Source organism: Acetobacter sp. AAB5 (assembly GCF_050106715.1).
Taxonomy (GTDB): Bacteria; Pseudomonadota; Alphaproteobacteria; order Acetobacterales; family Acetobacteraceae; genus Acetobacter; species Acetobacter oryzifermentans.
In genome coordinates, this window is the sequence record NZ_JBNIEW010000024.1 from 1 (window position 1) to 7,922 (window position 7,922).

General features: G+C 53.7%; 7 protein-coding genes and 2 pseudogenes. 5 read left to right on the forward strand and 4 right to left on the reverse strand.

Features of this window, described 5'->3' with window-relative positions; all coding sequences use genetic code 11:
- Both ACP7IZ_RS13120 and ACP7IZ_RS13125 read left to right on the forward strand, forming a co-directional pair.
- Positions 1-1,045 (forward strand): annotated as a pseudogene (locus tag ACP7IZ_RS13120) (lactate dehydrogenase); the annotation flags it as partial.
- A 186-nt stretch (positions 1,046-1,231) separates the two neighbouring features.
- The gene (locus tag ACP7IZ_RS13125) at positions 1,232-2,260 is read left to right on the forward strand and encodes a ParB N-terminal domain-containing protein (RefSeq protein ID WP_006115742.1); all 1,029 of its coding nucleotides are present in this window, start codon (positions 1,232-1,234) and stop codon (positions 2,258-2,260) included.
- A gap of 237 nt (positions 2,261-2,497) precedes the next feature.
- Here ACP7IZ_RS13125 and ACP7IZ_RS13130 read toward each other — a convergent pair whose 3' ends face one another.
- On the reverse strand, positions 2,498-3,529 hold the full coding sequence (locus ACP7IZ_RS13130; RefSeq protein ID WP_426849627.1) for an IS110 family transposase: 1,032 nt from the start codon (positions 3,527-3,529) through the stop codon (positions 2,498-2,500).
- 18 nt (positions 3,530-3,547) lie between these two features.
- Between ACP7IZ_RS13130 and ACP7IZ_RS13135 the strand changes: the two genes are divergently transcribed.
- The 3 genes from ACP7IZ_RS13135 (at position 3,548) to ACP7IZ_RS13145 (ending at position 6,457) form a co-directional block, all read left to right on the forward strand.
- Positions 3,548-4,606 (forward strand): methionine synthase, encoded by a 1,059-nt coding sequence (locus ACP7IZ_RS13135; RefSeq protein WP_100070283.1) that lies wholly within the window; start codon positions 3,548-3,550, stop codon positions 4,604-4,606.
- A 109-nt stretch (positions 4,607-4,715) separates the two neighbouring features.
- Positions 4,716-5,642 (forward strand): LysR family transcriptional regulator, encoded by a 927-nt coding sequence (locus tag ACP7IZ_RS13140; protein ID WP_052583250.1) that lies wholly within the window; start codon positions 4,716-4,718, stop codon positions 5,640-5,642.
- Between the two features lie 60 nt (positions 5,643-5,702).
- Positions 5,703-6,457 (forward strand): IS5 family transposase gene (locus ACP7IZ_RS13145; protein ID WP_087651418.1). Its coding sequence is split into 2 segments (ribosomal slippage): positions 5,703-6,042 and positions 6,042-6,457, totalling 756 coding nucleotides; the frame shifts between segments, so codons are not numbered across the junction.
- Between the two features lie 142 nt (positions 6,458-6,599).
- On the opposite strand, the gene ACP7IZ_RS13150 is transcribed toward ACP7IZ_RS13145, so the two are convergent.
- The 3 genes and pseudogenes from ACP7IZ_RS13150 to ACP7IZ_RS13160 form a co-directional block, all read right to left on the reverse strand.
- Positions 6,600-6,896, reverse strand: coding sequence for a helix-turn-helix domain-containing protein (locus ACP7IZ_RS13150; RefSeq protein WP_006115735.1), 297 nt, complete (start codon positions 6,894-6,896; stop codon positions 6,600-6,602).
- A complete protein-coding gene (locus ACP7IZ_RS13155; protein ID WP_012813272.1) occupies positions 6,893-7,234 on the reverse strand; it encodes a type II toxin-antitoxin system RelE/ParE family toxin in 342 nt (113 codons plus the stop codon). Before ACP7IZ_RS13155 ends, ACP7IZ_RS13150 begins: the two co-directional genes overlap by 4 nt.
- A gap of 313 nt (positions 7,235-7,547) precedes the next feature.
- A pseudogene (locus ACP7IZ_RS13160) lies at positions 7,548-7,922 on the reverse strand (pyridine nucleotide-disulfide oxidoreductase); the annotation flags it as partial.

A 7,922-nucleotide genomic window follows, 5' to 3' on the forward strand; every position in this document is an offset into this window, starting at 1 on the left:
AGGGGTCAATGCCCAGCAGCGCCTGAAAGCCCTGCATCATCTCGACGTGCCCTGGCTTGTTGCCGATATCATGCAACGTGAAGGTCGGATTGTGCGTCAGGGCAATCAGCACGATGAAGTGGAAATCTACGCTTACGCCCAGCAGGGATCTGTAGACGCCACCAACTGGCAGCTGCTTGAACGCAAGATGCGTTTTATCGGTCTTGCGATGTCGGGAGATCGAACCATTCGCCGGATTGAGGATGTGGGCGGTGAAGGCAACCAGTTTGCAATGGCCAAGGCGCTGGCATCAGGTGACATGCGTCTGATACAGAAGGCTGGCCTGGAAGCCGATATTGCGCGTCTTGAGCGTTTGCAGGCCGCGCATTTCGATGATCAGTTCAATGTGCGTCGCCAGATCCAGAGAGCTGAACGCGACATCCAGACAGCGCAGACACGCATTCCGAAAATTGAGGCGGCAATAGGCCAGCGTGTGTCCACGAAAGGGGAGGCGTTTGCGCTGCACCGTGACACCACGGTGGTTGAGAGCCGTGAAAAAGCTGGGGCATGGATACTGTCGCAGGCGCGGCTTGCTGAACGGGAAGGCCGGACCGGGCAGTGGAGCATGGGTCGGATCGCCGGATTTGAAGTGATGTGCGAAGCTCATGAACAGCAGTTCAGAACGTCCGACAAGAGAAAACCAGAAGTAGTCTCCTCCATCTATCTGGATACACCTGCAGGAGAAATCGAGGTCGAGACGGATCGTGAGACCAAGCCTCTGGGACTGATTTCACGGATTGAGCACGCAGCCTTACGTCTGGACAGCGATCTGGCTGAAGCACGTCGCAGTCTGGATGAGGCACAGCGCCGACTGCCAGCTTATCGCGCACGCGAAGGACTGCCTTTTGCGGAAGCCGCGGACCTCAAAGCCAAATGTGCTGAGCTGTACGCACTGGATGCCGAGCTGGAAGCAGAAGGCAAGGAAGAGGGAACCGCACTGAAATTGGCCTCAGCCAATGATGATGCTGCTTCTGACGTTGGAGAGAAAATAGAGGAGATGGCCTGAGAAAAAAGGAAAACAGAAATCCGAAAAGGGAAGGGCGGGCCACAGGCCGCCCACCCGCCGCAAGGGTACGCCCCGTTCCGGGGCCTCGCTGACGCTCGCCCTTGCCCCGTGTGCGCGTCTGCGGCGGTGCCGAAGGTATGAGGTCAGAAAATTACACCTCATGACCCTGAAAGTGAGGAGCGTATCATGACGGAACTTCGCCGCGTCGATCCCAGAACACTCGTACCAAACCCGAACAATCCACGTAAGACCCAGCCAGATGCTCGTGCGGAACATCAGCTTGCGCTGAATATCAAGACAGTGGGCCTGATTCATGCGCCCTGCGTGCGGGAACTTGAGGATGGTCGGTTGATGATTGTCGCTGGTCACAGACGGGTGCGGGCCTGTATTGCTGCGAAACTGGACGAAATTGACGTGCATGTCCGTTCTGGTGATGAAAAAAGCGATACGATGGCCGCTGTTGCCGAGAACGTCGTGCGTGCCGACATGACGGAATCCGAACAATGGCGTGGTGTGCTGGATATGCGCGAGAAGGGCGCTACTGATACAGAAATCTGTCGGGCTTTTATGGTCACACCAGCCTATCTCCGTGGCCTGATGCTGTTATCCCAGATTCATCCGCCCATTATTGCGGCAATAGATGGTGGGATTGGCCCTTCCTATACGGAACGGAACGCAATTGCGCGCACGCCGCTGGAGCGCCAACGCGATGTCTGGGCAGAGATCTGGGCCGAAAGTGCGGATGAGGGTGTCGATCCAACTGATTATGAAATGAGCAGGGAAGAGTTTGCGCACTTCGACTGGGAAGATTTTGTCCGCTATCTCGATCAGGTCGAGTTATATGCCCGTGATTTTGAATTTGATGATGAGACGGCACAAGAGGCGGGCGTGGTCTGGGAAGAGGATCTGTTCGGGCAGGGTGGGCAGGACAATCGTTACTGCACCCAGTTCGCGGCGATCTTCAAGGCACAGCAGATATGGGCCGAAAAAAAGAAACCTGAAGGCTGCGTCTTCATTCCGGCCAACGAGTATGGAGAAGGGATTGTTCCCGAGGGACACCGGAGTGTTGGGTCATGGGAAATGGAGCAGGCAGATGATATCTCGACGATCTTATGTGGACGGCCGTTTAAGCGCAATACCTCACATTGTTCTCCCGATGTCATTTCTAAAACGTATTATTCTACCGGCTGGATGATGAATACCGATTTAACGTGAAGACCCGGTCAGATGCGCTCTTATGTCCGGCCTGTTTATGCGACTTTATGCGCTGGCCATCATGGGTGTGCGCTCACGTGTCAGGCACCAATCTGGTATCACGTGCTCAGGGGCACAGACGGTCGAACGGTATGGCCTGAACTGTTGCTGAATGACTGTCTTCCCATCACGTCGGTTCGTACATACTGCCGGATCTACCGGAGCAAGCTCCGGTGTCCATCGTTCTGCTGGTGCAGGTCAGCCTGCTGAAACACTGACACCAGCCGGACGATAGATCTCTTTACGTGACAACAACGCCCAGATGATACGAGCCATTTTATTGGCAAGTGCAACTGTTGCCAGACGCCTTGGACGACGCGCCATGAGTTCGCATAGCCACTGACCCGCAGCGCTATCCCACTTATGGGCACGATGAAGCATGGCCGTCGCACCAAGAACCAGCAACGTTCTTATCTGCCGATTGCCCGTTTTGGTAATCCTTCCCAGACGGGTTTTACCGCCGGTAGAATGCTGACGAGGCACAAGCCCCAGCCAGGCGGCAAAATGGCGCGCAGAGGCGAAAGAGCCAATATCCGCGACCGAGGCGACAATCAGAGAAGCCGTTATGGGACCGACCCCAGGGATGGTCATCAACCGACACGCATCGTCATCGCTTTTTGCACGCGCCCGGATCTGCACTTCCAAAGCATCAATGCTCTGAGCGACCTTTTCATAATGCTCAAATAACAACATGGCACTCTGCTTCATGGCAGCAGGCAGGTCGGCTGATGTCTCTATTTTTGCCATCAGTTCTGGCAGATGGCGTGTGCCCAGAGGGGCTATCAGCCCGAACTCGGAAGCAAGAGCCCGTAACGCATTACTCAGCATGGTCTGCTGTTTGACCAGAAGAGCGCGGGCAGAATGCAGTGACAAGACACCTTGCTGCTCTTCGCTCTTGATCGGAACACACATCGTATCAGGATGAGTCGCCGCCATGCAGATCGCAGCCGCATCAACAGCGTCATTTTTCTTGCCTTTTTTGACAAATGATTTGACCCGATCAGGAGGAACCAGTCTGACATCATGACCAATCCTGCTGATCACCCGTGCCCAGTAATGAGCTGACCCGCAGGCTTCCAGAACAACTTCACATGGGTCAAGTTTTGCAAAAAATGCTGAAACTTCACTGCGACCAAGCTTGCGCTTGAAAACGCACTTTCCAATTGCGTCAGCCCCATGAGCCTGAAAAACGGATTTGGCAATATCAAGGCCAATTATGCTAGCTTTCATACGGGCGGTCTCCTCCTGATGGTCAGTGAACCTCCATCATGGCACATTGATGCCGCAGGGAGGCCGTCCACCCCATCTGGTAGTCTGCCCAAGCCGTCCTGGCTTGCAAAACCCGAGGCACTCTGGTCGCCGTGGAAATTGCAGGGTGAGGAACTGGTTGAAGGCAAGCAGGATGCGCTGCGCCTGACTCTGGACGATCAGGACCGGGCGGGGATTGATATCGTCAGTGACGGCGAACAGACGCGTCAGCATTTCGTCACGACATTTATCGAGCACCTCAGCGGTGTCGACTTTGAAAACCGTCAGACGGTTAAAATTCGCAACCGGTACGATGCGAGTGTGCCATCAGTTGTTGGCACTGTGACGCGCGAGATGCCGGTCTTTGTTGAGGATGCGAAATTTTTACGCACACTGACGAAGAAACCGATCAAATGGGCGTTGCCTGGTCCCATGACCATGATCGACACGCTTTATGACATTCACTACAAAAGCCGCGAAAAACTGGCGTGGGAATTTGCCAAGATCCTCAATCAGGAAGCGAGAGAGCTGGAAGCGGCTGGCGTCGATATCATCCAGTTCGATGAGCCGGCATTTAATGTTTTCTTTGATGAGGTGAATGATTGGGGTATCGCCGCATTGGAAAGAGCCATTGAAGGGCTGAAATGCGAAACCGCAGTCCATATCTGCTACGGCTATGGCATCAAAGCCAATATCGACTGGAAAAATGCTCTTGGGGAAGAGTGGCGTCAATATGAAGAGATTTTTCCCAAGCTGCAAAAATCTAATATCGATCTGATTTCACTGGAGTGTCAGAATTCCCGCGTCCCCATGGATCTGATCGAACTCATTAGTGGAAAAAAAGTGATGGTTGGCGCCATTGATGTGGCCACCAAAACCATCGAGACGCCCGAAAAAGTCGCTGATATTTTGCGCAAGGCACTCAAGTTTATCGATGCCGACAAACTTTATCCCTGCACCAATTGTGGGATGGCGCCTTTGCCGCGTGACGTGGCGCGAGGCAAGCTCAACGCTCTGGGTGCTGGTGCGGAAATCTTACGCAAGGAACTCTCGGTTTAGGAGGCTATCGGATTAGAACCGTGGCAGTTGAGGGTATGACTTTATAAAATGAATGGAAATAGTATGTTTGTACGATTATATGTCGTTTGCGCATTTATTGAGGCAAGGCATGGGTGTTCTTGAACGCAGTCATCTGACGATCATTCAGGAAGTTGCCCGCGAAGGTTCGCTGACCGCTGCCGCGGTCAGACTGAATCTCACCCAGCCTGCGCTCAGTCATGCCATCCGCAAGATTGAAAACCTGTTGGAAGTAAAGATCTGGCGGCGTGAGGGGCGGTCTCTTGTGCTCACCCAAGCGGGTGAGTGGCTATTATCACTTGCCAACAGACTGCTCCCTCAATTTGAACTGGCGGAAAACAGGCTGCAACAGTTCGCCAATGGCGAACGAGGAACACTCCGCGTCGGCATGGAGTGCCATCCCTGCTATCAGTGGCTCCTGAAGGTGGTTTCTCCCTATTTAGAGAGATGGCCGAAAGTCGATGTTGACGTGCGGCAGAAATTCCAATTCGGCGGTATTGGGGCGCTGTTCAGCAATGAGATTGATATTCTGGTGACGCCTGACCCGCTTTATAAACCAGGTCTGATATTCACGCCGGTTTTTGACTATGAACTCGTACTGGTTGTTGGCCCCGAACATCCTTTGCGAGGCGCGAAGTTCGTCGTGCCGGAACAGCTTGCTGGCGAGACATTGATTACGTACCCCGTTCCACCCGAGCGACTTGATATCTATACGCAATTTCTGCAACCAGCGGGTTTCGGCCCACGACAGCAGAAGCAGATCGAGACAACGGATATCATGCTGGTGATGGTGGCTCATGGTCGGGGTATTGCAGCTCTTCCACGTTGGCTTGTGGAAGAGTATCGCTCCCGGTTTGAACTTCACCCGGTCAAGCTTGGTAAAAAGGGTATTGCAAAACAGATATTTCTTGGCCGTCGGGAAACTGACGAAGAGATCCAATATCTGCGGGATTTTATCGAATGCGCTGGCTCACCTTCTTCGGCGTGTCGTCAGTTAAGCCCTGAGAGTGGCACGTGAAGGTTGTACTTTGTGTCTGCGTGTGCTGACTGTTTTCCCATTTTTTGGGGAGACAGACAGATGCGGCGCTATAGTTTACGCGATGACCAGTGGGAGCGGATAAAGGATCTTCTTCCTGGTCGAGAAGGCTATGTCGGCGGCACTGCGGTGAACAACCGTCTGTTCGTGGAGGCGGTGCTGTATCGCTATCGCGCGGGTATTCCATGGCGCGACCTTCCTGCCCGTTTCGGTGACTGGAAAAACGTGCACCGGCGTCTGCGCCGCTGGTGTGAAAGCGGCGTCATCGAACGGATATTTCGTTATCTGGCCGCTGATTACGACAACGAATACATGATGATCGACAGCACAATTGTCCGAGCGCATCAGCATAGTGCCGGAGCTCTCAAAAAAGGGGCACGGATCAGGCCATCGGACGATCACGAGGCGGGCTAACTACAAAGATCCATGCCATCTGCGACGCTCTGGGCAATCCAGTGGAACTCGGCATCACACCGGGACAGGATGCCGATATCACCCAGGCAGAACCACTTCTGGAAAACATCGAACCGGATGCTTTCCTTGCTGACAAGGCGTATGACGCGGACAGGTTGATCGATCGGCTGATACAGCGCGGGATTACCCCGGTCATCCCGCCAAAACGCAACAGAACGACACGACGGAAAACCGATTTTTCTCTCTATCGCGAACGGAACCTTGTTGAGAGGTTCTTCAATAAACTCAAGCAGTTTCGCGCTATCGCAACCCGCTACGATAAACTGAAATCGACCTTCCTCGCAGCCGTGCAGTTCGCCTCAATCATCATCCTGCTTAACTGACGACACGCCGTTGAACTATTTGAGGATATTTTTTTATCTTCTTCTTTTGCCATGTCCGGCTTGTCTATTCTCTTCCCGATAACCGACATTCCGTTCTCCCCCCAAAGCAGCTGCTTTAATCAGCGGCAAGTATACCACTTTGTCAACGAGCGGCAGGGAGCAGCTCGCTAACCAACGATGGACGTTTATCCAACATTGCCAACAAGACCTGAGCTGGCCCGGTTGGCTGACGACGACCATGTTCCCAGTTCAGAAGGGTTCCCTTGGCGACACCGATGCTCTTGGCAAACTGTGCCTGGGACAGTCCCGTTCGGGTTCTGATGGCCGCAACATTCACAGACAGCACACGTACCTTATGGGTAACGCTGTTTTGTACCTGTGCTTCAGAATATGCGAGAGCCTCATTTAACCCCTGCAGAATGCTATCATAAGTGCTCATGATGGTTCTCCATATTTCGCAATTAGTGTCTTACTCAAGTCTACCAGAGCAGCCTGTTCGGATCGGGAAAGATTATCTTTTTCGTTCTTGGCAAAGACAGTCAGTAGAAACAAAGGCATATGTCTCCCACCAAAGACATAAAGAGTTCTATACCCTCCCCTTTTTCCGCTACCTTCGCGTGCAAAACGAATCTTTCGCAGGCCGCCCCCTAGTGACACTCCAGAGTCTGGCATAGCCGCGAGCGTGTTAATCAGAGCCATACGATCGTCGTCTGACATCAGGGCTTTTGCCCGTTTTATGAATTCAGGCAGTTCAACAACGGTCTGCAACTTTGACATTTTCAGTAAGCTATGTGTCAATGGCTTATATGTCAAGGACGCATGAATTAGAAGGTTGAAGCTAATAATATTTGCTTACCCAGACAGCAGTCCAGCAACTTAGTTATATACCAAAAATCAGGAGTTTTCTGACGTAAAATCTACGTACGTTTCTACCATTTGTCGCAAGTAGGCGGGCGCACGGAAAAGAAAGGGGTTTTTCGGGAACCACAAGGTAGTAATAAATTCCCTTGCCGCACGGAAACGCCCGCAACGATGCCGACAGACCCAGACATTCCGCTGTCGCCCTCATGTCGGTCGTAAAGAGAGTCGCTCAAGGTTTTGGTAAGCGGACACCCTGTGCCGGTGACGCAAGCCAGGCCGCCAGTTGTCGGACCATGGATCGCGCGACACGGCCCGCCCCCAGCAGGGTGGCGCATGCGGGGCCGCACCAGGAGCCATAACCCAGCAGCCAGAGACGTGGCTCCCTGACGGCCTGCTGCCCGTTAACGCGGATCAACCCGTCCGGCTCGATCACGTCGAGCGGCGCAAACATAGAGAGCGCGGGCCTGAAGCCCGTACACCAGATGATCGCGTCAATGGCTTCTTCTCGCCCGTCGGGCCAGACGACGCCCGTCGCCGTCATGCGTACAAACTGGCGCACCGCGTGGAGCACGCCCCGCTCCCGGGCGGCTCGCACGGGCGGCAC